Raw genomic sequence first — 26020 nt, forward strand, 5'->3', positions numbered from 1 at the left:
TTGCAGCACCTCCGGCACCTTGACGGCATCGGGCCAAAAACCAAGCCGGCTAATGGCAACGATTAGCAGCAATAGCAACGTCACGGCGAAGAACGCCATCGCAGCCGCATGGGTGAGAGCATTGTCTTCTATAAACCCCGATAGCTTTCTCTCAACCGCCAAGCTTCTTTCAGCATGTGCATTGCCTGAGCTGGCCTAAGGCAGAATAGAGAAATGGTAGGCAAAGACAGTTCCCTCAAGCTTCAGGATTTTGCCGATGAGCCTTCACCGCTAGCTCCTTGATGCATTCCACATTCTCACCGCAACGATCCATGATTTCGCGCGCTTTGAAAACCGAGATACCATACTGGGTCGCGATTTGCGCTGCCTCGGAATCAACAGGCTCGTCGGTGTCGTCTTGGGACGTATTCATAGTTCGATGTCCTTGAAGGCTAAATGTCCTGAACAACAAACATCAAGGCTGACCAAAGGTTCCCACAACACGCTCTGATCGCACCGGCGGCGGTTGCGAAGAGAGCCTTCGTCGGCAGCCAGAACTGGTCCACCAATGGTGGTACGTCCTTGCTGGTCTGCACGTATGGTGCCAATTTACAGGAATGAAAACCGAACGCTTCCAAATGAGCGCAAACCCGGACTTCCTAAAGCTCGTCGACAATTGGCGCCGGTCGCAGCCGGACATTCCCGCGAGGGCAGAGGCCATACGACGCATCGTCGCAAACGCGCTTGATACTACCGAAGCACCGAGCCTGTCGGCGTTAGTCCGCGACTGGTTTGCCTCGAACCCCACCAGGCTTGCTCTCTTTGGATTTGACGGATCAGTCACCGTGGAACGAGCCGTCGACGCGCTGCTAAAAGACAGATATCAATCGCCCGTCATACCCGCCAAGCTGATGCTTGAGGCATTTCAACATGAGGCCGACCCGATCGCCAAGCAAATCGTAGCGCTGCTTCAACGCCTCGCCTGACAGAAAATCGCTGGCCGAATTGTGGCACCGGGCTTACGAGTTCGGGGCGACCGCGTTCAATTGCGTTGGGGAACAGGCGTGGAACTTCGACACCACGCCGCGAACTGGAAACGAACGCCCTATCTGCCAGTTCGGATGGTGGACCAGGACAGCGAAACAGACGCGAGCACACAGCGTTTGCCCGCGCCCGTGTTGGAAACAGCCCGCTGCCAAGGTCGATTGGGGCGAGGCAGCGGGCTGTGGGTGTGGATCCGGAGCAGCGAAGGGAAATGTTTCGCTGCTCCGGTTTGGTCTATGAAGGGACGGCACATGACAATGCGAGAAGGCGGGTATATAGTCCGCCTTCAACGTTTGGGCCTAGATTCAGCCGCCCATCTTCTTTGCCATCGCGCAGAAATCTGCATGCGACTTGCTAGTCGTAGCATCGCCGCAGTCTTTCAGCAACCGCCTTCTGTTCCTCGGGTTTCATGGCCGTCCATGCAGTCTTGAAATCCGCTTCCGACCTCAAAGTTTTCATGCCGGCATCGGTGAAGAATGGCGACATCGTTGCCGGATCGTCGAGCGCTGATGTGTTCCCAGCGGAGAGTGCTGACCCAGTCATCATTGCGAGCGCCATCGCGGCCATGCTGAGCATCTTGATGTTCATGAATATTTCTCCTTTAGGGTCATTCAAAAAACTAACCCGTAGGAGGAACGTCCACTTATTGATCCGGTCCCCAGCGCCCTACCCGCTTCTTCTCCTTAAGCCGTAGTGGCTTGCGGCGGCCAAAGTTCGCGCACGCCTTTTGGTTCCAATAAGCATTTATTATTTTAGCGGAACCTAATCTATATGGCCGGATTAGAATGGGCATGAGCGAGCATAAGCGTCACGCCATTCCAGAGTTGGCCGTTTTAGATCAGCTATCCGATGATCCGGTGATCGCCACGCATCTTGCCTTACAAGATGTTACAAGCATCAGAAAACTTCAATTTTAATTTCGTCAGCCGGGAACTAGAAGCCGACCCTTTCTACGAAGCCGACCCTTTCTACATGGAAGAGCCGCAAAAGGGCGTCAAAGCATCAATCTTATTCGACAATACCGACCCCCTGCTCCTCGGTCTCTTTGCCGCCTATTTCTTGATAGTGACGGGGATCACTGTGTTCGTGTTGCTGCACTGGGGTCATGTTCCTTGGGCACGCTTTTCCGAGCTCCCGTCGTCGCCCTTCGTTCCCCTGCAAACTTTCGGAGAAAATGCGGGATGCCCCTATCTGACAAACTTCGCGACGTAGCGATCGAGTTTCGATGCCCCGCCTGTTCACGTGCCATGGTGAGAACGGGATCCTGGCTGAAAACGATCGCCAGTTTCAAATGCGATAGATGCAACGCTAAAGTGCGGATCGGCTACGAAGAGAAGCTGGAGATTTTCGAGCGCTACCTTAGAAGGCGCCAGCAGGACGGCGGAATTACCGCACGGCTGAAGAAGTCAGGCGAAAAATCGCAGCTGAAGCCAGGTATCGATCTTCTGTCGGTCGCGACGAGCAAAATGGATCGAACTCACCCAATCAGCCTGAAAGCTTCCACCGGATCGAGTACGGTTACTCCGAATTGGCAACCTGCCTCGTCGACCGCCGATTCTCTCCGGCCGCTGACCGACGCCGTCAAGCGGGAAGACATCAAATCCCCGTAGCCAGGCCTCCGCCCGTTACTGACAGTGGCTTGGCCATAAGGGCGAAAGGCGGACTTGCCTGCCTCGCGTTCGACGCCCAGCAGGTCAAATTCGGCGATCGCATAACTCTTGATCTTCAGCCAGTTTGTGACGACCGCTACGGTATTTGCTAACGCGGCGCTTCGAGACCATGCCCTCGTTATCGCCTTGGGGTCGCCCGGCAGGGGCCGGCTGAATTGGAAGGTAAGCGCTGTTCCGGCAGCACCTTTCGCGCGTGGACGTGAGGGACGATGGTCGGAGCCTTTGAGGGCTTCGACACATGACGATTTCAGAGCGTACGCTCAAGTCCAGCGACCTAGAGCCGGCGCGGCGGTTCGAGGTGTTCACGGGTTCCGGTCGGCGGCGGGAATGGCTGCCGGAGGAGAAGGCTCGGATCGTAGCGGAAAGCTACGAGGCCGGCGAGACCGTGAGCGCGGTGGCCCGGCGTTATGCATTGTCCCCGCAGCAGCTGTTCGCCTGGCGTCGGGCCGCGCGTCTGCCGTTGGCAGAAGCGCCGGCACCGGAATCGTTGTTTGTTCCGGCGGTGGTCGCAGCGCCGATGTCGGAGCCAGCGGCGAGGCGCGGGTCGTCGCCGCGGAAGCGGAAGGCCGCACGAGACGGCGGGGTGATCGAGCTGGAGATCGACGGCGTCGCGATGCGGGTCGGCCGTGGCGCCGACGCCAGGACGGTGGCGGCGGTGATCCGTGCGCTGAAGGCCACGTCGTGATCGGGCCGACGGGTGCGGTCAAGGTCATGGTCGCTACAAAGCCGGTGGACTTCCGCAAGGGCGCAGAGGGCTTGGCGGCGCTGGTGCGCGAGACGATGGGCGCCGATCCATTCAGTGGCGCAGTCTATGTCTTCCGCGCGAAGCGGACGGACCGGATCAAGCTGATCTTCTGGGACGGCACCGGGGTCTGCCTCTATGCGAACTAACTGGCTTCATACTACAGCCCTTTCCTTGAGATCGGAGCATTTTGAGGAGTTGAGTTGGCGGATGGCCTCTGCCCGATGGGCAAGCTGGTTCCATCGGCTGCACTGTTTGGCTGGGACGTGCGGTCCGGGCAGTTCATAGAGGCCGATATAGCCGTTGTAGGCATGTCTTTTCACGATGCCGTATTTCGCCCATCTGACCAGGGTGCATTCGGTGATTCCAAGTTTTGCGCAGGCTTCTGCTTTTGTCAGCATTCCCCGCTCGCGCAGCCGGTCGTAGCGCGAGCGCAGACCATATTGCTTGACGAGATAGATGACGCGCAAGTCGCTGAACTGGGTGTCAGCCTTACCGCGCCGCGCTGAGCCGCCGGGACGGATTCCCCTTGCATTCAGGATGTCAGCGATTTCAGCGCAGATATGCTCGTCGAGAAGCTTGTCGACCAATTCGACCACCTCGGGCCGGGTCTTTACCTGCTGTGCGGAGGTTTTCGGGTTCTGAGTGATCAATGTTTCGGTCTTTCCGCCTCTGAAGCGGATGTGTATCCGTGTCTCTCCCTCGGCCTGGAACTTGAGCAATGTGATGTCTTCGACGAGATAGGCAAGGAGCCGCTTGCGTTCTCGGTTCGGCAAGGCGGGGTCGCGCCAGACCGTTTTGAAGTCGGCCGTCATGGCGATCAATCGATCGCGGATTGCATCGTCGAGTGTCGCTCGGTCTGCGCGCAGAGCACTCTCTCTTTCTTCTCGTAGATCAGACAGCATGCGCAGTTTGTCGTTCCATTCGCGTTCAAGGGTGTCGGCGACCAGGCGGTTGTTCGGATCGACCAGCATAAACCGCCGCTGTGCAAGATCGGCATCGATTTGGGCGCGTTCGACGGCACGGAGCCGGAGTTTGTCCGCTTCGTCATAGCGCGCTTCGATCTCTTTTCGGATCTCCAGAGCTAACTCCACGGCGGCGGGCGTCATTTCCGCAGCGATCAGTTCACCGATCGCCGCGTCGACGGGCCAGCCTGCGATCGACTGGCAGTGAGGCTCACCCCGAGAGACGTAGGCGCGGCTGCAGACGTACCAAGTGTCCACCTGACCGCGCCGGGTGACGTAACGGGCCCTCATGTGACAGCCACACCGCCCGCATATGACGCGCCCCTGCAACAAAGCCGCGCCTTCGCGCGGTGGCGAGATGCGCGCGGTCTGGTAGCCTTGGCCATTGGCCTCGAGCGCCTTGAGGTTGTGCTGGAACTGCTCCCAGCTGATATAGCCGGGATGTGCGTCCGGGATGCATGCGAGCCATTCATTGGGCTCACGTTTGCGGAACTGTTTCTTTCCGTCGACGGTTCTGCGGTAAAGACGCTGACCATAGGCATAGACGCCCGCGTAGCGAGGATTGTGCAGCGTGCGTAAGGCCGCCGATGTGGTCAGCGGTTGGAAGACCACCCGCTTGCTGTTGCGGAACCGGGATGGGAAGAGCAGACCTTCCCTGGCAAACGCCTTGACGGTCTGCGTGGCCGACCCGACCCGCGAGAACGTCTCGAAGAAGTGGGTGATCATCTCCCGGATCTGAGCGTCTGGATCAAGGACCACATCGCCAACCTCGTTGTAGATGAAGCCGGTCGGAAGGGGACAGCGATATTCGCCGCGGCGTGCTTTGTTGAGAATGCCACCGCGCAACCGGGCTTTGATAACGTGCAACTCGGCCTCGCTCATCGTGCCCTTGAGGCCCAGCAGAAGCCGGTCATTGAAGTTAGCCGGATCGTAGACGCCATCTTCGTCGAGAATGAGCGTGTCGGCCAAAGCGCAGATCTCCAGCAGCCGATGCCAGTCCGCGTTGTTTCTGGCGAGGCGAGAGACTTCCAGGCCCATGACGATCCCCGCGCGCCCCATGCCGACATCGGACACCAAGCGCTGGAAGCCTTCGCGCCACGACGCTGAAGCGCCGGATTCGCCCTGGTCGCTGTCGATGACGGTGATCTGGTCGTCGTGCGATGCAAGCCCGATCGCGCGACCACGAAGATCGTATTGACGCTTGGTGCTTTCGACATTCTCCATGACCTGGCGCATCGATGACTGTCGGATGTAGAGGTAAGCGCTCCGCTCGAGATGATGCGATTGGACCTTGAGCTTTTCGTTCATGCTGTTCTCCGTTCAGGGGCCGCCATCACGATGGCGGCGAGCAAGTGGATGATTGTGCGTCGCTCGGACGTTTCGTCCGCGATCGGCAGCCTGGCTACAGGCGGCGAAGCCGCGGGTGGGGACCAGCCCGGCGCACGCAAGATCGCGCTAACCCAGGCCCACATGCCGCGATGCAGAAGGATGCTAAGACCACTGCGTGCCTCCACAGGGAGCGCGGCACCAAGCGCGGCGGCGCGCAGTATTTCGTATCGCTCCGTGGCGCGGGACTGCATCGCGCAATGCAATTGCGCACCACCACTGATGGTTACGCCGTTTTTTTTACGCCGAGCGCACGCTCGATTGTTCTGGGGTGGACATCGAGGCCGAACTCTGTCCAGAGCCGGTTCGTCAGTTCGCGTGCCCGAATGGGCTCGCCTGGAACCACTTGGGCCCTGAGAAAGGCCAGCACTTCGCTCTGGATCTTGTGCGGGCCGTGCGGGCCGCGCTTCCTCGGTACTAGGCCGGCCAGACCCGCGTCCTCGAAGTCCGCTTTGGCCTGGTAGAAGGTCGGGCGGGAGACGCCATATTCGTCGGACACCTCCGTTACCGACATTTTGTCGACGGATACGCGCCGCAGCATCTCGTACTTCACCTGCACGATGTCGCGCGGATCGAAGAAGCCGTCCTCCCGGAACTTCTGATCGCCGATTTTTTCCGGGGCTGGATTGAGCGTGCCATCCTCGGCCAAAGCGCTGGCTTTCGATTGCCTGTGTTTGACGCTGTCCGACACCTGCGCTGCCCCCCGATGTCGACTCAATTATCGTAATTATAAATATGCCGCGTATGATTAAACTGTCAAGCGTGTATCTGCCAACCAATCGCATATAATCTCTACTAATACAGCACATTCAGCGAAGCCCCCATGGATTTTGCGGCGTTATTTTCCTTACAACATCGGCGAAATTTCCTTTACAATCTTGCGGCGTTGCGCATCTCCCTTGCGATATGAGGCGCTCTACGAGACTGCTGAGTTCCAGTAGGTCGGTGAGGCTGCACAGTGCGCGCCCGTTTCCCGCGACAACCTCAAGGCTGGGCACGGCTGCATCGGTCCATTGCGGCGGAACAGAGCAAATCCGGCCATCGTCAAAGCGCAGCAGCAACAGCTTGCCCGCTCGGTTACCGCGCTTCCCAACGCAGGCACCGTGCTGCCCGGAATACGGATGAAAGGGGTGAGTCACCATCACAAACTGCAACGGGGACGATGAACCGCCTGCATTTCCAAGTGAGTTACAAGCGTCTGGAGGATGGTGAGTTCCGCTGGCCGAAAGTCCATGACGGCATGATGCGGCTGACGGCCGCGCAGCTGTCGGCGCTGCTCGAAGGTCTCGACTGGCGGCGGGTCCATGAAGCCCGCCGGACCCGCGTTCCGGTGCAGGCGGGGTGATCCGCGACCAAGTGAATCAGCCCGGATTCCACTGTCGCCCGGCGCCGGCGAATATGATCTGATCCGCTCATGGCGATGACGGCTGACCAGCTTCCCGACGATCCGGATGCGCTGAAGGCGATGGTCCTGGCCCGCGATGTCGAGAACGCCCGGCTGATCCAGATCATCAAGGAATTGCAGCGTCACCGCTTCGGCCGAAGAGCTGAGACGCTCCCCGAGGATCAGTTGCTGCTGGGGCTCGAAGAGGCCGAACAGATCGAGGCCGCCGGTGACGAAGAGCAGGCACAGACCGCTCTTGGCGAACGTCAGGCGCGTGTCACCAAGCGCAGGGCGAACCGCGGCGCGTTGCCACCCCATCTGCCGCGCACGGAGATGGTCGTCGACATCGAGGACCATGCCTGCCCGTGCTGCCGCAATAGCCTGCATCGGATCGGTGAGGACGTGAGCGAGCGGCTCGATATCGTTCCGGCGCAGCTGCGTGTGATCGTCGTGCGCAGACCCAAATATGCCTGCCGGGCCTGCGAGGACGTGGTGGTTCAGGCTCCCGCGCCGGCCCGGCTGATCGAGGGTGGTCTTCCGACCGAGGCAACGGTCGCCCAGGTGCTGGTCTCAAAATATGCCGATCACCTTCCGCTCTATCGCCAGGCGCAGATCTACGCCCGGCAGGGCATCAATCTCGATCGCTCTACGCTCGCCGACTGGGTCGGCCGCGCCGCCTGGCACCTACGTCCGGTGCATGAGCGGCTGCTTGGCAAGTTGAAGACTTCACCAAAACTCTTCGCCGACGAGACGACCGCGCCGGTGCTCGATCCCGGCCGCGGCAAGACCAAGACTGGACAGCTCTGGGCCTATGCCCGCGATGACCGACCATGGGAAGGGAGCGACCCGCCGGGCGTCGCCTATGTCTATGCGCCGGACCGGAAGGCCGAGCGTCCGATCGCTCATCTGGCGGGCTTTGCCGGAATCCTGCAGGTCGACGGCTATGGCGGCTATCGCGTGCTCGCCGACAAGAGCGGCGTCGTGCTCGCGTTCTGCTGGGCACATGTGCGCCGGCGCTTCTATGAACTCGCCGCGGCCGGTCCCGCGCCGATCGCCAGCGAGGTGCTGAGACGGATCTCTGAACTCTATCGCATTGAAGACGACATTCGTGGACGATCCGCCGAGCAGCGTCGTGCCATGCGCCAGGAAAAGAGTCGCCCCATCGTCGCCGATCTTGAGCCGTGGCTGCGTGAGAAACTCGGGCTGATCAGCCAGAAGACAAAGCTCGCCGAGGCGATCCGCTACACGCTCTCGCGCTGGGAAGGCCTCTCGCGCTTCCTCAACGACGGCCGCATCGAGATCGACAGCAACACCGTCGAGCGCTCGATCCGTCCGATCGCGCTCAATCGGAAGAACGCCTTGTTTGCTGGCTCCGACGGCGGCGCCGAGCACTGGGCCGTCGTCGCCTCGCTGATCGAAACCTGCAAGCTCAACGGCGTCGAGCCACTCGCCTACCTCGCCGATGTCCTCACCAGGATCGTCAACGGCCACCCAAACAGCAAGATCGACGATCTCCTGCCATATGCCTATATCCGGGCCATCGAACTCAGGGCCGTGGCCTGAGGTCAGCGCTTACTGATGATGGCAACACAACGGAGGAAGTCATGGCCAACGCACCAAGCACGATCATCGCCGCAGAACACCTCTCACTTGATGGCGTGTATCAGGCGCCAGCACGCACGGACGAAGATAACCGTGGGGGGTTTAAGCACGGGGGCTGGACAGTAGGAGATCATGACCCCGCCCTGGAAGAGGTCGTCGGCAAACATATGAGCGGCGGCTGGGCGCTGCTGGCCGGACGCATCACATATGAGGACCTTTACGAAGGATGGCACGTACGGCAGCCGGACAGTCCGATGACCAAGGCTTTGACAAATGTGCAGAAGTTCGTGGTCACCAGAAATGCAAGTTACCGACTGCCGTGGGAGAACTCGACTCTGCTCGCCGGCGATCCGTGCGCCAACGTTGCCAAGCTAAAGAAGACCGTCGGCACACCCCTCATCATCTTCGGCGCCGGAGAGTTGGTGCGCTCGCTTATGCAGGACAATCTCATCGACACCTTCATCCTAATGATCCACCCGCTCGTGATTGGGGAGGGACGTCGCCTGTTCGATGACACCGTGGTCTTCACTAAGCTTGAACTTGCGGACAAGCTCATCACAAAGACCGGTGTGATCGTGGGGACCTACAAACCAAAGCCGATGGCGATGTCGGCGTCGCCGATCGTTCGCTGAAGCTGCTTGAGAACTATCTGAAGCGATTGCTGCCCGAGCAACTCGAGGGCTTCAGGGCATCCTCCAGGTCGACGGTTATGGCGCCTACCGCACTCTCCCGACAAGCGTGCGGTGACACTCGCTTCTGCTGGCGCACGTTCGCAGGCCCTTCTATGAATTGGCCGCAGCCGGTCCCGCACCGATCGCCGACAAGGATAGCCGAGTTCTACAAAATCGAGGACGACATCCGCGGCCGGTCGGTCGAGGAACGTCGCGCCGTGCGCTAGGAGAGGAGCCGTTCGATCGTTGCCGATCTCGACCCCTGGTTGCGCGAGAAGCTCGGCCTCATCAGCCAGAAGACCAAGCTTGCCGAGGCCATCCGCTACACGCTCTCGCGCCGGGAGGGCCCGCTTCCTGGACGACGGCCGCATCGAGATTGACAGCAACGTCATCGAACGCTCCATCCGCGGAATAGCGCTTAGCCGCAAGAACGCACTCTTCGCCGGCTCCGATGGCGGCGCCGAGCATTGGGCGATCATCGCGCCTCGCTCATCGAAACCTGCAAGCTCAACGGCGTCGTGCCGCCCGGATATCTCGCCTGCGCGCTCACCAAAATCGTCAACGGCCATCCTAACAGCCAGATCGACGAACTCCTGCCCTGGGCCTATATCCGCGCCTCGGAGCTCAAGGCCGTGGCCTGAGAACACCGCTTACATTGGAAGTGGCTGTCCGCAAACGCAAAATCCCTCCGACTGGAGCACAGCCATGCCGATGTTCCTAGGAAGCATTTTCGGCCTAAGAAGGAATGGCCCGCGCCTGTTGCACAGAGCGCGGGCCGACCAATGAGGGACGTTGGCCAGCGGCCTTTATCCGGGGAGATGCGCGCCGCTATTCAGCAAACAAGCAAGCGCCCCCAACGTTCCCGCCGTTGAATAAAAGGTTTTGGCAGCAGACCCTCGCAGCCGGACACGCGAAGCCTTTGCGCTGAAATGGCTCCCGAACTGAAAACGGCCCCAAACCCGGATGAAAACCAGCCCCGCGAAGTACACAGAGAAAGCCCGCCGCTCGGAGGGGTACGGGGAGCGACGGGCCTTTCTTGTGACGGATGTGCTATAGCGAAGCCGCCGCGTGATAATAATGAATGGGCGCCGGTAAATGTCGGATCAGCAGTCGGATCTATCGTCCTTCGCCTTGGCGTATCCGTTTGGCATCGTATTGGCCAGCGAGTGGATGACGGCGCCTTTGCGCCCGCATCGATCGCATTTGAGGGATGCAGATATCCGCCTCTCGCCGACCATCTCATAGTCGGTCCCAAATCGCTCTATCAGCATGTCCATGTCCAGCGGCTTGCCGTGGCCGCAATTCGGGCCAGCGCAATTTGCCATCAATCCCATGCCCGATGCTTTGATTTCGGAGAGCGTCGTCATGTGGCGACGATAAGCCGCGCGCGGACAAACGAAAAGCCCGCCCCGGGGTGAACCGGAATGGACTCTTGATAATTTCTGCCTTGTTAAGCGACGGGCTTGGAACTCTGCACTGCTGCGGTGACGGCGGAAAGCTTCTCGCGCTTCACCAAAGTCGGCCGCTCGTATGTCTTCTTCATAGGAATCCCCTGTTTCACCCTCAAGCGCCAAATTGGGTAGCGTCTCAGTTTGAAATTTGACCGCGTCGTTGTCGCATCCGTTCCCGGTCTCCTATATGCTTAGCAGCATGGGAGCAGGGCAGTGAGTTATTCCACAAAACTTGGTAACGAGCCAAACGTCCTGGTGATCAACGACTTGTCCAGCAGGCAGGTCGTAAGCCAAGCGCGCGAACTCAAAGCGGGGAATATCAAATTCCGCATCTATGCCAGCGACGGCACATCGATCGAACTGTATGATCTTGAGCGTGCCGTGGAGGGCGACGACACATGAAGCCCTTCACAACCGTTACCGTCGTCCTCCTGGTTTTGATAGCCATAATGCATGCGCTACGGCTCTGGTTAGGCTGGGAGGTCACTGTAAATGGTCTCACTATCCCCATGTGGGCGAGTACGGCAGGCTTCTTTGTCGCGGCGGGACTGGCGATAGGGCTCTGGCGCGAAAGGCACATGTAGACTTCGGTCGAAATCGTTGCTTCAATCTCGATCAAATTTCAAACTGAGACACTACCCAACGGGCTGATGCTCTTCGTGACCTATCTGGGGAACTGGCAGGTCGTCAGCGGGCGCCATCTTGCTGACCCTCTACAAGAAAGCCGCCGGCTAAGAAGCAATACGATAATCGCTGCGGCCGTCGCGGCAATCGGCGTTGTTGTCTTGAGCCGTCAAAAGACCGGAGGCGCTGTCGGGTGGATTGTGAACCCTTGGCTAGATCACCTCCATGAAATCTCGACGGTACTGCCGTCCGTTTGAACCGCGCGCTCAGTTGTAGGCGAAGCCGGCCGCGATCAGCCCAAACCCGCCCAAGGCGAGCGACCCAATCCACGGCCAACGCTTGCCGTGCATGATGATGGACAGCGTCGCGACGGCGATCGAAATGTGCAGAAGCGTTACTGCGAATGTCAGGACGTGATGTCGATGCGCCCGGACATCGCTGTCGTGCAGTTTTCCATCGACTTGCTTTTCAAAATCGACCGCTTTGGCCTGAGCGGCATGGCCTTCGACCTGTCGTCACCGCATGGGCGGATGCTAGTCTAGCGACCTTCCTCTCCGGCATCGCGGAGTTCGAACGCGACCTGATCAGCGAACGGGTCAAATCCGGCCTCGCCGCAGCAAAAGCACGCGGCAAAAAACTCGGCCGCCAAGCTGGCGACCGACCTAAATCAGATCCCCTTGCGCCAAAGGTCATCGCGTTGAGAGCAGAAGGGCGAAGCTACCGTTGGATCGCGCGAGATCTCGGCATCAGCAAGAAAACCGTCGCTGACATCTTCAATCACGATAGGCTTTCCTCAGCCAAAGGGGAGATCACGTCATGACAAGGCGATCAGGGCGTCCCCCAAGGGAGGCGGTTTAGAGGGGGTAGACTCGCGATGAACTGGAACTTCGAACCGGCTTGACGGACCATTAGCCATATCTAAAGTTTGTGCCTGCGGCAGGTGCCCTCTATCGCCTGCTGAAGATCGGGCGATGGCCTGATCGGCCCGCGTTCTCCGCCAGAGGCGCGGGCTTTTTACTGACCGAAGGGAAGAGATGACAGATAAGCCCGTTACTACCTACGTCGTCAGCGTTTTCGAGAAGCCGCATTGGCGCACGGTGCTGACCACGGACGACAAGGCCAAGGCACTGGGCTGGGCGAAAGAGATCGGCGACAGCGTCCGAGTCGAGGAGATCACGCCGAAGCCGGAGCGGCGCTGACCCCACCTTGGCCGATATCAATCGCTTGGCGACAGAGATGGACATCAGACCGTTCATCGACGGAACAGAGGATGAAACCGTACGTTCTGTGTTGACCCGAGGGAGCGAAATCAAATGATACGCAAAATCGCAATCACTACGGCGCTTCTCAGTCAATTTACTGTGTCGGCCATTGGGGCCACCGAACAGTGGTGGGTGGCGAAAGACGCGGTCTCTAAGCAGTGCGAGGTGGTCACGAAGAAGCCTGACGGAACCCTGGTTATTGACCTCGCGAAGACCACATACAAAAGCGAGGCGGAAGCGAACGCTGCAATGAAGAAAATGCCAAGCTGCAAGAAGTAACTAAGCTCGTGGTCTACCGAACAGCGTTAGTTACCATCCTTGTCCGACACGAAGGCCTTATAGCGAAGCCATCCTTCGCGCTCGCCGCTGCGCAAGGTCGCGATAGATTTTCTCCCGGTCGCCATCGTGTTTCTCGATGAGAGCGAGTACCTCCTGTCGGTCCAAGCTCCCGATCTTCATCAAAAATTCGAATTCGTGCTTAGGGATGGACGTGGCGAATCGGTCGAGTTTCGATCGTTCGGTTTCATGGGCCATGGTCTGCTTCCTAGATAAGCTTAATCGGCAACCAGAGCGCCGCAGGACAGGCTTACGAATAGTCAATGTCAGCGGCTTACGATGTCGGATGCTGCAGACCGGGCGGGACAGATGGTATTGCCATTCCTTAGCCAGGATATGAAACCGGGAAAACCATCCTGTTCACCGTACCGCCAAGCCCGGTTGACGCGGTCCGCAGCAGTCAAGGAACTCCGTTTCTAAGCAATCGTTCCCGGCGAGAAATGCGCGACCGGCTCGGAACCACGTGGCGCCCGGAGACTTATTGTCCGATGGAGCCATGGATTTGTGTGATGGCCGAAGAAACGAAACGGCCCGAAATGACGCCCGAAGGTGTGCGCGCTCTGGCACGCGAAGCGGAGGTCACTGAGGAACAAATACGCGAAATCATATCGATGGTCGGCCTCGATCGTTCCTCGATCCTTAGAGAAGCAAGGGTAATCAGCCAGGCCAAACCTCAAGGATTTCCGAATTGGCCTCCACGGTGACGGGCGATGACGGACGTGAAGCTAGCTGCTACGGCTGGGCAGCAGTCTAGCCGTGACGCTGCTGCTCATAGCGCCGATTGCGATCTGAAACCCGTAAAGGCCGGACTTCAATTCCTCAGCGCTAGTCGCGCCGTTATTGAACAGTGACATGACCAGCACCGCGACCATTTCCCGTTCCGATTCATCCGAGATACCAAAGGCTAAGCAATGGTCATTCAAAGCCTTGGTGAGGATCGCCATTTGTTCCGAATCGGCAATGCCATTCAAAAGCATGTGCTCTCTCCCTCCAGAGGGGCGAAAGCGTGATCGGCTCTTTCAAGCGCCAGCGCCCGCTAAAGTGGCCAGCGACAATTGGATTCTACGCTTGCGACAATCGGTTAGCGAGTCATTCCGTGTGACGTGATTGTCAAATCGATAATCACTCGCCGCGCAGAAGACAGCCCAGCGAGAATGCCGCTATTTCGCTGTGACAGTGCCCTTCATCGAGCTGTGGATCGCACAATGGAACGGGTGTGCGCCGGCCGCTGATATCTTGACCTTGGCACTCTTGCCGGTGGCGAGACGGCCGGTGTCGAAGGAGCCGTCAAGCGCGGTGGCGGTGTGCGTCATCGGGTCAGCATTGGTGAAAGTGATGGTATCGCCAACGGCGACCGAGATTTTCGCCGGGTTGAATTTCATGCCCTTGATCTGGACCGCATGGTTGGCGGCGTAGGCGGGCATGGCAAAGGCGAGCAGAGCAAGAACGAGCATAGTGCGCATGATGGATTTCCTCCTGAGCGCGAACCCTCATCCTGCACTAACGCTGGCGCATAGGCTTTCATGCCACGAAGTCAACCTTTTTATGGGTACCGTCTGGCTTTCCTCATCGATTGCCTGCACCGGCAGATAGTCGTTGGCCGCAGGCCTTGCGCTTGCGTCGTGACACCCCTTGGGTTCCTAACTCGTTCAGAAAGGATGCGATCCGTCTGGGAGGAGCCAGAAGGCTCTCATCCGTTTCCTTGCGCGCGAACCCGGATTACCGAAGCCCGGACGCGAGAGCTGATCAACATGGGCGTTACCGATCGTGGATCACGCTGCGAGAGGCCCGACTATAAGGCGCAGCGGAATTCTCGACGTTACAGAAGCAATACGCCGTTGGGCTACAGGCCAGGGCAAAGGTCTGCTAATCCCCACGGTCTCGATAGGTTGGCGTTCAGTGCATGATGCCGCCGCCGTGCTGCGTCTTAGCCCGTTGAGGCCTCGGCCAAGGAGCAGGGATGGGGGACCGAAAATCTCATTCTAAACCTGACCAAGATGCGGACGATTAGTTGGGGCCCGCTTGGCTGAATACAACCGTGCCGTCGTCCTTGCGAACCTCGACCGCTACAATACCGCCCATGTTTCGAGCGGAAAAGGTCGCCAGCGCATGATCCCGTGCACCTTCTCGGTCTCGAACGACGCTTTCTCAACGATGCCCTGCTTGCCGTACCAAATCACCGTGTAAGCCAACGTTTCGGCGTGCTTGTCTGCCTTCGTTTTCTTCGCGCTCGCTCGCAAGGGTGTCGAAACGGACCAGTTGAGACATTACGCCTTGGGCAGGATATTACAAATCCAGGCATCAGACGTATCTCGGTGGGGAAGTTCGAACCGAGAGGTGAGCAGGTTTGAGGCATCGCGTGTCCCCCTCTCCATGGACCTTTATGCCCTGTTGCGCGTCCTGGCCCATTGACAGCGACATTGTAGAAGCCGGGCGATTGCAAGGCCGTGGACTATCGTGGCCAGTTTTTGGCCGCTTTGAGTTGTTAGGCGTTGCGTCTCTCCGCGCCCGAGGCCACTCGATCGTCCGGGAGAAACCGGTGTGTGTATGCAGAAGGCATTAAACGACGTCATGCCTATTTTTTCAGTGAGGCACTCGACCGTCTATCGTTACAGCCGACCTGTAAGGTTTGGCGAACACCGGCTGATATTCAGACCGCGCGACAGCTTCGACCAGAGACTTCTAGACCACGCCATGGTCATTGATCCCGAGCCGAATGAGCTCCGGTGGATCCACGACGTTTTTGGAAACTGCGTTGCGGTGCTCGATTTCAAGGCGGCGGCTAAAGCACTGCACTTCGAAACAGCCATTCGGCTTGATCATACACCTCAGCACGCCCCCGATTTCCGCATCGACGAAGCAGCACTCAGCTATCCGTTCTCCTACGAATCTGACGAGGCAGCCGACCTTTCCCAAACGATCGAGCGTCATCATCCCGACGAAGGCGACGAGATTGGAAAATGGGCACGACAATTCTTGAGCGCCGGTGGCCAGACAGAGACGGGCACACTGTTGATGACACTCTGCTATGCCATCCACGAAAGCTTTGTGTATTCCCGTCGAACGGAACCCGGGACGCAACCCCCTCTTGTCACGCTACATCTGCGGCGAGGCACATGCCGTGACTTCGCACTCTTCATGATGGAAGCTGTTCGATCGCTTGGTTTCGCTGCGCGTTTCGTGACCGGATATATCTACGTCCCAACCCGAGACAAGTTGGAGGTACGAGGGGGAGGATCGACGCATGCCTGGTGCCAGGTCTATTTGCCTGGAGCAGGTTGGGTCGAGTTCGATCCGACCAATGGCATTGTCGGTAATCGCGAACTGATCAGGGTGGCAGTCGCTCGACACCCACGACAGGCGATCCCTCTTTCCGGCAGCTATTCGGGAAGCGCTTCGAGTTTTTTGGGCATGGATGTCGAGGTGAAAGTTACCAAGGAATAGAGCAGACTAGATCCTCGCTCCATTGATTCTGGTGGAACCGATTGGTCAAAGCGGAGTTTGGTCGTCTCCTCAATCAAGAATATTTGGAGCCACGATGCGGATACGCGCAGGGTACAATCTCACCTACGAGTGTCCGAAGCCAACGCCGATGCTGCTGGTCCTGGAAATCCACCCGTCACGTCGGGTCGACCTTCTGACGGAACAGGTGATCGGTTTTGATCGGCCGATCGCAGCGAGGGGCTACATCGACAGTTTCGGCAATGCCTGCACGAGGATCGAGGCTCCTGCTGGACTGACGACGATTTCAACCACCTTTGAAATCTACGACAGCGGCAAACCGGACGTCGTCGCCCCCGAGGCCATACAACACGATATAAAAGACCTGCCAGATGAAGTGCTAACTTTTCTTCTAGGAAGCCGATACTGCGATACCGATCGTCTTGGAGATTTCGCCTGGGCGACCTTTGGCGACACAAAGCCTGGATGGTCTCGCGTCCAGGCGATCTGCGATTTCGTTCACAACCACATAGCGTTCAACTATCAGAACGCCGACGCGCTGCGCACTGCCCATGGTGGCTTCATCGATCGAACCGGTGTTTGCCGTGACTTTGCCCATCTGGCCATTACACTGTGCCGGTGCATGAATATCCCGGCGCGCTACTGTACCGGCTATCTCGGGGATATCGGAATCCCGCCGGTGCCAGATCCCATGGATTTCAGTGCCTGGTTCCAAGCCTATCTCAGTGGTCATTGGTTCACCTTCGACGCACGGCACAACCACCCCCGCATCGGAAGAATCCTGATGGCGACGGGAAGGGATGCCACCGACGTTGCCCTCTCGACCAGCTTTGGGTCGTCCAGACTGGCCCACTTCGAAGTTATTGCCGAAGAGGTCGGCACTTAGCTTCGATCGCGCATAGCCCGATTCCAAATTTAGACCTGCGTCGACGGGCGCAAGGCTATGGTCCCCCGCTTCTTCGCCCGCTTAGAGCGGTTCGCATTTAGGTTGACTTATAGCCCGCGCTTTCGATGTAGTTGTTGCATTCATTTGAGGTGACGATGTCGAGGGTGCGGGCGATAGCGTTGTGTACGGCCTGGATGCTTCGTTTGGCGGCACGTCGCATGCAGTGCTTGAGCTTGGCGAAGAGCTTCTCGATTGGATTGAGATCTGGACTGTAGGGCGGCAGGAAGAAGAGCCGCGCTCCGGCGGCCCTGACGATGTCGCGGACGGCTTGGCCCTTGTGAGACCCGAGATTGTCGAGAATGACAATGTCGCCCGGCTTCAGTGTCTTAATGAGTTCGGTTTCGACATAGACACGGAAGGTCTGCGCATTGATGGGTCCGTCAATGACCCAAGGCGCCTCTACCCGATCATGCCGCAGCGCGGCGATGAAAGTCATCGTCTTCCAATGACCATATGGCGCGTGAGCCATCAGCCGCTTGCCGCGCACACCCCAGCCGCGCAACGGCGCCATGTTGGTCTTGACCCACGTTTCATCCAGGAAGACCAGGCGCGTTGGGTCAATGCGGGTCTGATAGCGCATCCATTGCACCCGCCGACGCATCAGCTTCGGCTTGAGCTGCTCAGCCGGCAGAACGGTTTTTTTTGAAGCTCTTGCCCTCGCGATGCAGGAAGCGGCCGACGCTGGCAGGGTGGATGATGAGACCCCGTTCAGACAGTGCGGCGGTCAATTCATGAAGCGTTATGTTGGCATCCCGCTCGACCTCGCTCAGGACAAAAGCACGATGCTCCCCGTCAATCAGATAGGGTCGATGACCGCCCATCTTGCCGGGTGCCGCACTGCCCAACCGACGCTTGCGCGCCGCCCACTTGATCACGCTCGACACGGCCACCTTCAGCGCCGCAGCTACCTCTCGGCTCGTCTCGCCTTCTTCAAGGCGAGCCAGTGCCCGTTCTCGCAAATCCATCGAATAAAGCTTGGCCATCTGTCCCGACCTCCAACGGTCAGAACATCGAATCTGATTTGCTCAGTCTTGGGAATCCTGATTCAGACAAAACGCGAACCGCTCTAGCTGCTACAATCCCATGTCCTTGCCCGTTTCGTGGCCATACTTCGTCGCCGCCTTGACCGATGGGCGCCCGCATTGTCGATTGCACCGCGATAGCTCCGCGAACTGGATGGCCGGCCGCGTGCTGGTTGCAGCCTTGGCCGTCGAGGCGCGGGCTGAGGAGATGTCGAAACAGTGGCCTACACGGTGACCTGGTACGGGAACGGGGCATCGTTGAGAAGACGCCCTTTGATGCGGAAAAGCCGCACGGAACCACGCACTATTCTAGGCTGTAGTGACAATTTAACGGCTTGGGATTCCCATCGAGACGCAAATCAGATTCAAGGCTGACTTTTGGAGGATCAGCTTTGGAAGGTGAGGTTCTACGCGACGATCAATGGGAGCAGATCAAGCCGTTTGTGCCGGGCGGGCGCAAGGGCAAGCGCGGCCCCCGTAGTGATGGCCGGCGCTTCTTCGATGCGCTTTTGTGGATCGCTCGCTCTGGCGCACGCTGGCGCGACCTGCCGGAGCGGTTTGGCCCGCATCAGAGGGCAAAGCGACGTTACTATCGCTGGATCGAAGCGGGCGTGTTCGACCGGCTGTTCGAAGCGATCAGCAATGATCCAGATCTGGAATGGCTGATGATCGACGCGACCGTTATCCGGGCTCAGGCTCAAGCTGCGGGAGCCCGGCGCAAAAGGGGGATCTGAAGCCCAGGCTCTCGGTCGTTCGCGTGGCGGGTTCGGCACCAAGCTTCATGCCGTCGTAGATGCACTCGGCCTGCCGGTCCGCTTCGAGATCGGCCCCGGCCAGCAAAACGACATGGCAGCAGCCTGCGGTCTGGTCGAGGGACTTGCTGCCGGCCAAGTGATCGCCGACCGCGCTTATGATGCCGATCGGCTGCATGATGTGGTCCTCGACCAAGGCGGTGAACCGGTCATCCCGCCGCGGCGCCATCGCAAGTACCAACACAGCTGCGACAAGATCGCCTACAAGAACCGCTGGGGCATCGAGGCTTTCTTCGCCAAGCTCAAGCAGTGGCGGCGCATCGCAACGCGCTATGACAAAATCGCCGCCAACTTCCTCGGCTTCGTCAAGCTCGCAGCCATCATGCTCTGGCTCAAATGATTAAATTGTCACTACAGCCTAGAGACTTTTGCCAATCGAAAAATGACGGGATCGCCGCTGTGGAAGTTCGCAAAGCCGACGGGAGCGGTTGCATCCAGCCAGGCGGCAGCAAAGCGAAGCCACCGCTGCCGCCATGCTTTCGCCTCCAGAACGCGTTTATTAATTGACTCGCCCACTGGATCTGGGGGCAACACAAGGAATGACCCGTGACTCCAACCGCAGTGTTGATCTGGTATCTTGTAATCGCCGGTCCACAAGGCGGCATTGTCGTGTTACCGAGCACCTTCGATAAGCGCGAACAGTGCACCGCCGCTATAGCAGAATATCAGAAACAGCCGACGCCGGCCGGCTGGTCGCTGCATACCCAGCGCCTCCCCATTTACCGACAACGGGTCGGCAGAGTAGGGTCAGGCATCGGTGCGGCGGCTTGTTTTCTCGGCCGGGCATAATCCACCGTGTCAGGATGCTGCGATCAAATCTTTGCATACCAGTCGGTGGCCGCCGTCCTCACAGCCAGCCCGTCGGTCAGGCCCGGTTTACCCTATCCGCGGCCGTGCCCGCCATCCACTCTGAGGAGGTGGCGGCACCTTATTTCTGGTGAGTCGCAAGGCGGCTGGCGAGATGATCGCGAATGTCTTGACCGCCAGCCTTCTAGTTTGCCTGCTGGCGATCATACTATTTCTAAGCGGGTGCCGGCTGCTTTGGCCAGAACATAAAGCTCCCATGGTCATCCTTCTGCCGGTCGACGCACGCCCAAGGGAATCAGTAACGACCCGCATTTGCCAGAGACGTTTGATGTCAATCTTGCTGCGCCCCAGGCCGAATGGGAGTTAGGCCCGCGCCCGGAAAAAAGGCCCGTCCTCGTGGAACGGGCTTAGTCTACGGGGACGCCGGTAAAAGGGTTGAGCTACCGGCTTGCTAGGCAACGATGCCGTGGAGCCTTCGTTCCCACGATTTTATTCAACCCCCCATCTTCTTGGCCATGGCGCAGAATTCCGCATGCGACTTGTTAATTGTGGTATCGCCGCAGTCTTTCAACACAGCCTTCTGTTCATCGGGTTTCATGGCCATCCATGCGGTCTTGAAATCCGCTTCCGACCTCAACGTTTTCATGCCGGCATCGGTGAAGAACGGCGACATCTTCGCCGGATCGTCCAACGCGGAGGTGCCATTGGCAGCCGCGAGCGCCGAGCCAGTCATCATTGTAAGCGCCATTGCGCCCATCGTCAGCATCTTGATGTTCATTTGAATTTCCTCCTTTAGGTCATTCAACACGAGTGACCTAAAGGAGAACGTCCACTTCTGAACTGTGTTCCCACTGCGCTGCACCGTCTTCGCCTATTACCGCCAAGCTCCCGCACCATATGGAAAGCCAATTCCGGTCGGCCGTTCACCTATGAAGGTCCACCACTCAGCCATCAGCGCCGGCAGCGGCCTCGACTTGCCTCGCGTGCTCTTCTGCGATCTTAAGTAGAGCTACAGCCGTTTCCTGGGCCGTCCAGCCCTGAGCCTCTGACGCGGTCACCAAGGCAGCGAATGCCGCTTCTAGTGCGACTTCACAGTTAACCTGGCGATCTGGGCTTTCTTCGGGAAGTATCGGGGGTTCAACGGATTGGGACATGCGTGATCTCGTGCAAAAAACAGGAAAGCCGTGTACGGGTCCGATCCGAGGACCGATCTTCGCCGCAAGGACAAACTTTTAGAGCCGTCTAATGTTCCGTGAGATCTGCCCCGTCAGTTGGTACGGGGCAAAGGCTTTCATGCCCTTCCTGATCGCTTTTAGAGCGTTCGCCGCCCCCTGCCAGCCCTTGAACTTGATGGTTTTGCCGGTGCCAAGCACCGAGGAGAGAAAGAACTGCTCGATTTCCCGCCTGAGGTGCTCGGGCACGTAACCGGGGCAGATTACCGGGCAGTCAGGCTTGAGCGGCTTGCTTAACGAGATCCGGGAGCGGCGGAATCGACTCTTGTGTTGGTATGGCAAGGCGGTCGCCGAGATAGCGGAAGAATGAGACGTCGAGCTTGATGCAGGTCTTCATCAGGCCGAGCAGGACGTCGCGGGCGTTCTTGCCTGCCTCACTGACGGTTCCGCCGGAGATCTTGCGCTTGGTGACGAAGGCGCGGATGTCGTTTTCCGAACCATTGGTGTGGAGCGGGATCTCGGGACGATCGAGAACGCGCAGGAGTTCATGCTTGCGGCGATGCAGCCTGGCAAGAAGCCGGTCGAGCATGACGTAGCCGGTTCGTCGTTTGAACAGGCGCTCGAAGCGGGCGCGCAGGGCCGCCGCGCGGCGCGGACAAGGAGCACGCTGGTAGCTCTTGAGGTCGCGATAGAACCACCAGATCAACTGGCGCATGATGTCGACGGCCTGACGTTGATCCGGGGTCACGGGTATCAATTTGTGGACGAGCCGCTCGGCGTGGACCCAGCACAGCGCATGCTCGCCAATGCGGAACTGGCCGGCATCATCGGATACGACGACGGTATCGGCGAGAAAGCCGTGGTGGCGGATCGCCCCCCACATCGCCCCTTCGGTGGCGATCCTGACTGGGTTGGGCTCAACCGCAAGCTGGTCAAGGCCGAGTGCGGCCAGATGCGCCTGCCATGCGGCGCTGTCGGCAAATGCCTTGTGCGGCGCAGCCGCCAGCCGCGTGATCGCCGGACCGGCGAGGTTGCGGCCGCGCATATAGGCCAGGGCCTCTTCATTGATGAAGTAATCGCTGTGCCCGGCACGCAGCGTCGCCAGGAACGCCTCCCGTGACTTCGATCGCCCGGTGCGGAACGCGGTGAAGCGGCGGTCGCCGATCTGGGTGGTGTAGCCGTCCTGGTGGGCGTGGCGCGCCGACGTATCATCGACGGTGATCCAGGGCGCCGTAGCCAGCCCGGCGCGCAGCACGTCACGGTCCTCCGCCGCGAAGGCCTCCAGGCCCTCCGAAATCAGCCGCACCACCTGGCGCTTCGAAATGTCGACCCCGATCCCGGTCAACAACGCCGTCAACCGCTCCGTCGTCACCTGGCCTTGAATGTGGCAGGCCAGAATGAAGCGGCGCAGGTTCGCGCCCCAGCCGCCGATGATCCCCGCCGGCAAGGGCGCCACCATCGTTTCGCCGGTCGGTGTCACCCAGCGCTCACGGCGATAGCGCACCACCTCGGCCGACAACGCCAGATCGCGCACCAGGATCGTCTCATACCCCTTGAAGCGAGAGCCCGCAGGTGCGCTCACCGCAACCGTCACCGTGCGGCTCACGCGACCGCCATCGCGCTTGGCGCCGCGCCGGCGGCGCTTGCCCTTGCCAGATGTCGGCTGCGTCGCCTTCTCCATGCCCGATGGCTTGGTCGGCTTGACCGGGGGACGCGGCGGCAGGTCCTTCAGCCGGGCGATCTCATCCTTCAGGGTCTGGTTCTCGGCACGTAGCGCCTGATTCTCGCTCTCAAGGCTCTCGACCCGGCCTTGAAGACCGCGCACTTCGCCGATCAGCGCAGAAACCAGCCCGCGGAGTTCCGCAAGCGACAAGCCTTCAAGCGAATCAGTCGGTGGTAGCGTCACGCAAAGGGTGAATCACGAACACACGCGCCTGCAAACCCCCACCGCCCGGTAATCTGCCCCGGTTACCTCGGGCACTTGGTCAGCAGTCTCGTCCTCTGCATCCTCTTTATGAGGGCAGAAAATAAAACGATCATTGCGCAGGGCCTGGCCGTCCTGGTCCTTCTGCTTGACACGCAAAGCACCAAGCAACTGGCATTTGATAACCACACCTGGGGCGGTAGCAGCCTGATGAATAACGAGGCCATCGAGGGGGTCACCATCCTCGCCCAGCGTCGAAGGGATAAACCCCCAGTCGTAGGGGTAACTCATTCCAACCGGCAGGGGCCGGACATAGCTAAAGACCCGGGACGCTGGATCATAGGCTAATTTGGCCTCAGCACCACGAGGGGTTTCAACCACCACCCTGATCAGGCCACCCGTTGTCGTTGGCAGCTTTAGAAAGTCGCGCATTAAAAGGCCTCGCAAATGTGAACCGGCTTTGGAACTTCGGGTCGTTGATAATGTTCCGAAGTCCTGCGCTAAGGAGGTTTGAGGCATGACAAAAGCTCCTCTACATATGCTCAAGGGCGTGGGCTATTTGATCTCCACGGTCAGCGTTATCCTGCTTGCCATCGTCAGTTGGAAAAGCGCTTCAGAAAGCCCGTTGCTGATGGGCTGCCTACTCGTCGGCGCCGTAGCATCCATTGCTGGCATGTTATGTCGATGGGTTACGTATGAAATCGAAAAGCGTCGGGAAGGGAAATAGGCGGCACAGGCGTGCTGGCGTCAGCGCCCGTTTGACGACACCCTGGTGTCTTCGGATGGCTGGTAAAGGAAGGTTTCTGTTGCCTCGTCCCGCTCCCCGACATGGCTTGCAGTCAAAAGGTCCGGTCCTTTGCGCCGCCCATTTCTTCGGCGATGCCGAGCCGAGGGGCCTATAGATCGAACAGGTCAGATGGCCCAATGCCGATCTCGTCGATGATGTCGGGCCTGTTGCGCGTGCCGACGTAGGCAATGGGCCAAATCGTCATCAAGTCCGATGGATACGGTTTCAACAGATTTCGCGGGTCCAGCTCTGGGCCAAGCCAGCGCATGTAATCTTCCGGCGCCAGGATCACGGGCATCCGGTCGCGAATGGTCGCCATGAGGTCATTCGGCTCGCATGTCGCTATGGCGAACGTGCGGATGAGTTCTCCCGTCACGTTGTCGGCGTATTCTTCCCAGATGCCGGCCATGGCGAACGGCTCGCCGGACTTCATCGCGATGGCGTAAGGCTGCTTCTTCTTCCCCGACGTATCGAGCTTCTGCCATTCGAAGTAGCCGTCCACAGGCACCAAGCAGCGGCGTGAGGCATACGCCTTCCGAAACATGCCGTTCGTCGCAATCGTTTCGCAGCGTGCGTTGACGGGTGGTGGGCGGCCGCCGCCGTCGCGAGCCCAGCCAGGCACCAAGCCCCATTTTGCCGACACGAAGCCGGCCATGCTGGTGGAAAGCTCTTCTCGAATGATGATCGGATAGACATCAGCCGGCCGGCCATTCCAAACTGGGAATCGGTTGCTCAGCCGATCGACTTCGCCAGGATGTGCGAATTCAAAGCGCAGCACCATGTCAGATATTGTCGATTTGACGAAGACGCGTCCACACATTTTAGACCAAGCTCACCTATGACGTCAGCGAAGACCAAAATGGGAACGGTGACTTCAGCGGTGACTTCCTTGACGCTGGTCATGTCGGCGTTGAGCTTGCCGACGCGCTTTCCGTAGCGGTGACGCGCTGTTCAGATTGCTCGAAGCGCGGGGCCGCGCGCGTCGCTGTCCTTTATGTCACGCCGGATCTCGGTGATGTTGCGCTGCATATCCTGAGTGGCTTGCAGCAGGCAGCCGATCATCATTTCCATCGCCGGCCGCCGCTCGTCGGCGAACCTCTTTTCCAGATGCTAGACGATTTTGCCGTCCAGCTTGACATGCATGTCGATCATTGGGCGGCTTGGCAGGTTCTCCGAAGCAATAAGCGGTCTCGCTCTTGATTCGAATGCCTCGGCTCAATGACAGCATGACGTTTGAAACGAGTTCCCCTTCGCGATGAGGCGCCTGCAACCAGGTTAAAGGTCGGGCGTTAGAGCTTTAATGGTTAGCCCGGAGGAACATCATGGCAAACACACCCCCCACTCCCAATGGACCGTTCAATCCGATTCCGCCTTTGGATACGAATTCGGGTGTTGGCCGGACAACAGATATCAGGCCAAGACGCGGTGGCGCGGGATGGCTAGCTGTAATGATTATCGTTGTTTTGGCTATCGCCGCTTATTACTCCTTCAGCAGAACCCGCGAACACGCAGCCCCGGCCTCCCAGACGCCGGCCGCCGGTACAGCTCCGGTGTCCGACACCCCACCGAAGCCCGCTGAGCCAGCACCTGCTCTCGCCCCTGCCCCAAAGCCTGCAAAGACGGCGCCCGCCCCAGCCGCCCCAGCCAAGTAGTCGAGACTGTTGTATTGAACGGCCCGTCGAGGACGGGCCGGTTGGTGCTGCTCGTTGCGTAGAGGCCGCACCAACGCGGTGCCGCCGTCATAATACCCCGCCTTCGAAGTCGCCGTAATCCAGCTATCCTCAACCTCGTCCGGCAGCCGGTTGTCGAGCGAATCTTGTGCCCGTGACCTTAGTTGAAGGGCACGACTAGAGGCGCCGTCGGGCTGAGACGTAGGGCTTAGTCAGCCGCCGGCGGCATGTTTTTTGATGACAAACGGAGCCTGTTCGATGTTGCGCTCGATTTCTCACGGCTTTATGCAATCCCGCTCGCC

General features: G+C 59.1%; 29 protein-coding genes and 5 pseudogenes. 19 read left to right on the plus strand and 15 right to left on the minus strand.

The features are described 5' to 3' along the window. Positions 1-235: 235 nt before the first annotated feature. The gene (locus DBIPINDM_RS42955; RefSeq protein ID WP_258589668.1) at positions 236-412 is read right to left on the minus strand and encodes a hypothetical protein; all 177 of its coding nucleotides are present in this window, start codon (positions 410-412) and stop codon (positions 236-238) included. A gap of 184 nt (positions 413-596) precedes the next feature. On the opposite strand from DBIPINDM_RS42955, the gene DBIPINDM_RS42960 reads away from it, so the two are divergent. Further along, positions 597-965: a hypothetical protein gene (locus tag DBIPINDM_RS42960; protein ID WP_258589669.1), complete on the plus strand. Its 369-nt coding sequence runs from the start codon at positions 597-599 to the stop codon at positions 963-965. A 363-nt stretch (positions 966-1328) separates the two neighbouring features. On the opposite strand, the pseudogene DBIPINDM_RS42965 reads toward DBIPINDM_RS42960, so the two are convergent. Continuing rightward, a pseudogene (locus tag DBIPINDM_RS42965) lies at positions 1329-1611 on the minus strand (hypothetical protein). Positions 1612-1896: 285 nt separating this feature from the next. Here DBIPINDM_RS42965 and DBIPINDM_RS42970 point away from each other — a divergent pair. The 4 genes and pseudogenes from DBIPINDM_RS42970 to tnpB (DBIPINDM_RS42985) form a co-directional block, all read left to right on the plus strand. After that, positions 1897-2235, plus strand: a complete 339-nt coding sequence (locus tag DBIPINDM_RS42970) for a hypothetical protein (protein WP_258589670.1) — start codon at positions 1897-1899, stop codon at positions 2233-2235. A gap of 101 nt (positions 2236-2336) precedes the next feature. Next, positions 2337-2633 (plus strand): hypothetical protein, encoded by a 297-nt coding sequence (locus DBIPINDM_RS42975; RefSeq protein WP_258589671.1) that lies wholly within the window; start codon positions 2337-2339, stop codon positions 2631-2633. A 298-nt stretch (positions 2634-2931) separates the two neighbouring features. Next, a complete protein-coding gene (gene tnpA / locus DBIPINDM_RS42980; RefSeq protein WP_258589672.1) occupies positions 2932-3378 on the plus strand; it encodes an IS66-like element accessory protein TnpA in 447 nt (148 codons plus the stop codon). A 26-nt stretch (positions 3379-3404) separates the two neighbouring features. Continuing rightward, a pseudogene (gene tnpB, locus DBIPINDM_RS42985) lies at positions 3405-3572 on the plus strand (IS66 family insertion sequence element accessory protein TnpB); the annotation flags it as partial. Positions 3573-3590: 18 nt separating this feature from the next. On the opposite strand, the gene DBIPINDM_RS42990 reads toward tnpB (DBIPINDM_RS42985), so the two are convergent. From DBIPINDM_RS42990 to DBIPINDM_RS43835, 3 genes are all read right to left on the minus strand, one after another. Beyond that, the gene (locus DBIPINDM_RS42990; protein WP_258589673.1) at positions 3591-5708 is read right to left on the minus strand and encodes a recombinase family protein; all 2118 of its coding nucleotides are present in this window, start codon (positions 5706-5708) and stop codon (positions 3591-3593) included. A 304-nt stretch (positions 5709-6012) separates the two neighbouring features. After that, complete coding sequence (locus DBIPINDM_RS42995) at positions 6013-6435, minus strand: helix-turn-helix domain-containing protein (RefSeq protein ID WP_258580931.1); 423 nt, start codon at positions 6433-6435, stop codon at positions 6013-6015. Between the two features lie 160 nt (positions 6436-6595). Further along, positions 6596-6928, minus strand: coding sequence for a DUF5372 family protein (locus DBIPINDM_RS43835; protein ID WP_416361686.1), 333 nt, complete (start codon positions 6926-6928; stop codon positions 6596-6598). 20 nt (positions 6929-6948) lie between these two features. Here DBIPINDM_RS43835 and tnpB (DBIPINDM_RS43000) point away from each other — a divergent pair, with 20 nt between their 5' ends. The 4 genes and pseudogenes from tnpB (DBIPINDM_RS43000) to DBIPINDM_RS43015 all read left to right on the plus strand — a co-directional run. Beyond that, positions 6949-7131, plus strand: a complete 183-nt coding sequence (tnpB, locus tag DBIPINDM_RS43000; RefSeq protein WP_258589674.1) for a transposase — start codon at positions 6949-6951, stop codon at positions 7129-7131. Positions 7132-7200: 69 nt separating this feature from the next. Continuing rightward, a complete protein-coding gene (gene tnpC, locus DBIPINDM_RS43005; RefSeq protein ID WP_258589675.1) occupies positions 7201-8733 on the plus strand; it encodes an IS66 family transposase in 1533 nt (510 codons plus the stop codon). 41 nt (positions 8734-8774) lie between these two features. After that, positions 8775-9404: a dihydrofolate reductase family protein gene (locus DBIPINDM_RS43010; RefSeq protein ID WP_258589676.1), complete on the plus strand. Its 630-nt coding sequence runs from the start codon at positions 8775-8777 to the stop codon at positions 9402-9404. 46 nt (positions 9405-9450) lie between these two features. Then, positions 9451-10084: pseudogene (locus DBIPINDM_RS43015) on the plus strand (IS66 family transposase); the annotation flags it as partial. Between the two features lie 462 nt (positions 10085-10546). On the opposite strand, the gene DBIPINDM_RS43020 reads toward DBIPINDM_RS43015, so the two are convergent. Then, positions 10547-10810 carry a hypothetical protein gene (locus DBIPINDM_RS43020; RefSeq protein WP_258589677.1) on the minus strand — a complete coding sequence of 88 codons (264 nt, stop codon included), beginning with the start codon at positions 10808-10810 and terminating at the stop codon, positions 10547-10549. Positions 10811-10893: 83 nt separating this feature from the next. Further along, entirely contained in the window at positions 10894-10986 is a 93-nt protein-coding gene (locus tag DBIPINDM_RS43025; protein ID WP_258589678.1) for a putative RiPP precursor, read from the minus strand. 121 nt (positions 10987-11107) lie between these two features. Here DBIPINDM_RS43025 and DBIPINDM_RS43030 point away from each other — a divergent pair, with 121 nt between their 5' ends. Further along, complete coding sequence (locus DBIPINDM_RS43030) at positions 11108-11296, plus strand: hypothetical protein (protein WP_258589679.1); 189 nt, start codon at positions 11108-11110, stop codon at positions 11294-11296. Positions 11297-11784: 488 nt separating this feature from the next. Here DBIPINDM_RS43030 and DBIPINDM_RS43035 read toward each other — a convergent pair whose 3' ends face one another. Continuing rightward, on the minus strand, positions 11785-11967 hold the full coding sequence (locus tag DBIPINDM_RS43035; protein WP_244571348.1) for a DUF4337 family protein: 183 nt from the start codon (positions 11965-11967) through the stop codon (positions 11785-11787). 42 nt (positions 11968-12009) lie between these two features. On the opposite strand from DBIPINDM_RS43035, the pseudogene DBIPINDM_RS43040 reads away from it, so the two are divergent. The 4 genes and pseudogenes from DBIPINDM_RS43040 to DBIPINDM_RS43055 all read left to right on the plus strand — a co-directional run. Beyond that, positions 12010-12338 (plus strand): annotated as a pseudogene (locus tag DBIPINDM_RS43040) (recombinase family protein); the annotation flags it as partial. A gap of 214 nt (positions 12339-12552) precedes the next feature. Beyond that, on the plus strand, positions 12553-12717 hold the full coding sequence (locus DBIPINDM_RS43045) for a hypothetical protein (protein ID WP_179298170.1): 165 nt from the start codon (positions 12553-12555) through the stop codon (positions 12715-12717). A 114-nt stretch (positions 12718-12831) separates the two neighbouring features. Continuing rightward, positions 12832-13059: a hypothetical protein gene (locus tag DBIPINDM_RS43050; RefSeq protein WP_095203452.1), complete on the plus strand. Its 228-nt coding sequence runs from the start codon at positions 12832-12834 to the stop codon at positions 13057-13059. Between the two features lie 566 nt (positions 13060-13625). After that, positions 13626-13820 (plus strand): hypothetical protein, encoded by a 195-nt coding sequence (locus DBIPINDM_RS43055; RefSeq protein WP_258589680.1) that lies wholly within the window; start codon positions 13626-13628, stop codon positions 13818-13820. A gap of 21 nt (positions 13821-13841) precedes the next feature. Here DBIPINDM_RS43055 and DBIPINDM_RS43060 read toward each other — a convergent pair whose 3' ends face one another. Further along, on the minus strand, positions 13842-14093 hold the full coding sequence (locus DBIPINDM_RS43060) for a hypothetical protein (protein ID WP_258589681.1): 252 nt from the start codon (positions 14091-14093) through the stop codon (positions 13842-13844). 183 nt (positions 14094-14276) lie between these two features. Further along, positions 14277-14579: a cupredoxin domain-containing protein gene (locus tag DBIPINDM_RS43065; protein WP_258589682.1), complete on the minus strand. Its 303-nt coding sequence runs from the start codon at positions 14577-14579 to the stop codon at positions 14277-14279. A gap of 1108 nt (positions 14580-15687) precedes the next feature. Between DBIPINDM_RS43065 and DBIPINDM_RS43070 the strand changes: the two genes are divergently transcribed. Next, entirely contained in the window at positions 15688-16560 is an 873-nt protein-coding gene (locus DBIPINDM_RS43070) for a transglutaminase family protein (protein WP_258589893.1), read from the plus strand. A 94-nt stretch (positions 16561-16654) separates the two neighbouring features. Then, positions 16655-17464 carry a transglutaminase-like domain-containing protein gene (locus DBIPINDM_RS43075; protein ID WP_258589683.1) on the plus strand — a complete coding sequence of 270 codons (810 nt, stop codon included), beginning with the start codon at positions 16655-16657 and terminating at the stop codon, positions 17462-17464. Positions 17465-17561: 97 nt separating this feature from the next. Here the strand turns inward: DBIPINDM_RS43075 and DBIPINDM_RS43080 are convergent. Then, positions 17562-18507, minus strand: a protein-coding gene (locus tag DBIPINDM_RS43080; protein WP_416361820.1) for an IS630 family transposase whose coding sequence is annotated in 2 segments (ribosomal slippage) — positions 17562-18167 and positions 18169-18507 — 945 coding nt in all. Because the reading frame shifts where the segments join, the coding sequence is not laid out codon by codon here. Between the two features lie 431 nt (positions 18508-18938). Between DBIPINDM_RS43080 and DBIPINDM_RS43085 the strand changes: the two genes are divergently transcribed. Together DBIPINDM_RS43085 and DBIPINDM_RS43420 are read left to right on the plus strand one after the other, a co-directional pair. After that, positions 18939-19698 (plus strand): IS5 family transposase gene (locus tag DBIPINDM_RS43085; RefSeq protein WP_258589685.1). Its coding sequence is split into 2 segments (ribosomal slippage): positions 18939-19267 and positions 19266-19698, totalling 762 coding nucleotides; the frame shifts between segments, so codons are not numbered across the junction. 206 nt (positions 19699-19904) lie between these two features. Beyond that, positions 19905-20103, plus strand: a pseudogene (locus tag DBIPINDM_RS43420) (hypothetical protein). 555 nt (positions 20104-20658) lie between these two features. Here DBIPINDM_RS43420 and DBIPINDM_RS43090 read toward each other — a convergent pair. The 3 genes from DBIPINDM_RS43090 to DBIPINDM_RS43100 all read right to left on the minus strand — a co-directional run bounded on the left by DBIPINDM_RS43090 (position 20659) and on the right by DBIPINDM_RS43100 (position 23780). After that, positions 20659-20943, minus strand: coding sequence for a hypothetical protein (locus DBIPINDM_RS43090; RefSeq protein ID WP_258589686.1), 285 nt, complete (start codon positions 20941-20943; stop codon positions 20659-20661). Positions 20944-21611: 668 nt separating this feature from the next. Further along, positions 21612-23210 (minus strand): IS66 family transposase, encoded by a 1599-nt coding sequence (locus DBIPINDM_RS43095; RefSeq protein WP_416361821.1) that lies wholly within the window; start codon positions 23208-23210, stop codon positions 21612-21614. A 45-nt stretch (positions 23211-23255) separates the two neighbouring features. Further along, the gene (locus tag DBIPINDM_RS43100; RefSeq protein ID WP_258589687.1) at positions 23256-23780 is read right to left on the minus strand and encodes an inorganic diphosphatase; all 525 of its coding nucleotides are present in this window, start codon (positions 23778-23780) and stop codon (positions 23256-23258) included. Between DBIPINDM_RS43100 and DBIPINDM_RS43105 the strand changes: the two genes are divergently transcribed. Continuing rightward, positions 23779-23988: a hypothetical protein gene (locus DBIPINDM_RS43105; RefSeq protein WP_258589621.1), complete on the plus strand. Its 210-nt coding sequence runs from the start codon at positions 23779-23781 to the stop codon at positions 23986-23988. The two genes, DBIPINDM_RS43100 and DBIPINDM_RS43105, sit on opposite strands and share 2 nt — an antisense overlap. Before the next feature lie 169 nt (positions 23989-24157). Here the strand turns inward: DBIPINDM_RS43105 and DBIPINDM_RS43110 are convergent, their stop codons facing one another. Continuing rightward, complete coding sequence (locus DBIPINDM_RS43110; RefSeq protein ID WP_258589688.1) at positions 24158-24868, minus strand: SOS response-associated peptidase; 711 nt, start codon at positions 24866-24868, stop codon at positions 24158-24160. Positions 24869-26020: the final 1152 nt, after the last annotated feature.

The sequence above is a fragment of the Mesorhizobium sp. AR02 genome, from assembly GCF_024746835.1.
Lineage (GTDB): Bacteria > Pseudomonadota > Alphaproteobacteria > Rhizobiales > Rhizobiaceae > Mesorhizobium.

Coding starts and splice junctions, on each gene's coding strand:
- DBIPINDM_RS42960 (WP_258589669.1), top strand. CDS start 597: ATGAAAACCGAACGCTTCCAAATGAGCGCAAACCCGGACTTCCTAAAG.
- tnpB (WP_258589674.1), top strand. CDS start 6,949: ATGAACCGCCTGCATTTCCAAGTGAGTTACAAGCGTCTGGAGGATGGT.
- DBIPINDM_RS43075 (WP_258589683.1), top strand. CDS start 16,655: ATGCGGATACGCGCAGGGTACAATCTCACCTACGAGTGTCCGAAGCCA.
- DBIPINDM_RS43010 (WP_258589676.1), top strand. CDS start 8,775: ATGGCCAACGCACCAAGCACGATCATCGCCGCAGAACACCTCTCACTT.
- DBIPINDM_RS43065 (WP_258589682.1), bottom strand. CDS start 14,579: ATGCGCACTATGCTCGTTCTTGCTCTGCTCGCCTTTGCCATGCCCGCC.
- DBIPINDM_RS43070 (WP_258589893.1), top strand. CDS start 15,688: ATGCCTATTTTTTCAGTGAGGCACTCGACCGTCTATCGTTACAGCCGA.
- tnpC (WP_258589675.1), top strand. CDS start 7,201: ATGGCGATGACGGCTGACCAGCTTCCCGACGATCCGGATGCGCTGAAG.
- DBIPINDM_RS43110 (WP_258589688.1), bottom strand. CDS start 24,868: ATGTGTGGACGCGTCTTCGTCAAATCGACAATATCTGACATGGTGCTG.
- DBIPINDM_RS43060 (WP_258589681.1), bottom strand. CDS start 14,093: ATGCTTTTGAATGGCATTGCCGATTCGGAACAAATGGCGATCCTCACC.
- DBIPINDM_RS43105 (WP_258589621.1), top strand. CDS start 23,779: ATGACAAAAGCTCCTCTACATATGCTCAAGGGCGTGGGCTATTTGATC.
- DBIPINDM_RS43100 (WP_258589687.1), bottom strand. CDS start 23,780: ATGCCTCAAACCTCCTTAGCGCAGGACTTCGGAACATTATCAACGACC.
- DBIPINDM_RS43055 (WP_258589680.1), top strand. CDS start 13,626: ATGGCCGAAGAAACGAAACGGCCCGAAATGACGCCCGAAGGTGTGCGC.
- DBIPINDM_RS42990 (WP_258589673.1), bottom strand. CDS start 5,708: ATGAACGAAAAGCTCAAGGTCCAATCGCATCATCTCGAGCGGAGCGCT.
- DBIPINDM_RS43050 (WP_095203452.1), top strand. CDS start 12,832: ATGATACGCAAAATCGCAATCACTACGGCGCTTCTCAGTCAATTTACT.
- DBIPINDM_RS43090 (WP_258589686.1), bottom strand. CDS start 20,943: ATGAACATCAAGATGCTGACGATGGGCGCAATGGCGCTTACAATGATG.
- DBIPINDM_RS43835 (WP_416361686.1), bottom strand. CDS start 6,928: ATGGTGACTCACCCCTTTCATCCGTATTCCGGGCAGCACGGTGCCTGC.
- DBIPINDM_RS43045 (WP_179298170.1), top strand. CDS start 12,553: ATGACAGATAAGCCCGTTACTACCTACGTCGTCAGCGTTTTCGAGAAG.
- tnpA (WP_258589672.1), top strand. CDS start 2,932: ATGACGATTTCAGAGCGTACGCTCAAGTCCAGCGACCTAGAGCCGGCG.
- DBIPINDM_RS43020 (WP_258589677.1), bottom strand. CDS start 10,810: ATGACGACGCTCTCCGAAATCAAAGCATCGGGCATGGGATTGATGGCA.
- DBIPINDM_RS43025 (WP_258589678.1), bottom strand. CDS start 10,986: ATGAAGAAGACATACGAGCGGCCGACTTTGGTGAAGCGCGAGAAGCTT.
- DBIPINDM_RS42955 (WP_258589668.1), bottom strand. CDS start 412: ATGAATACGTCCCAAGACGACACCGACGAGCCTGTTGATTCCGAGGCA.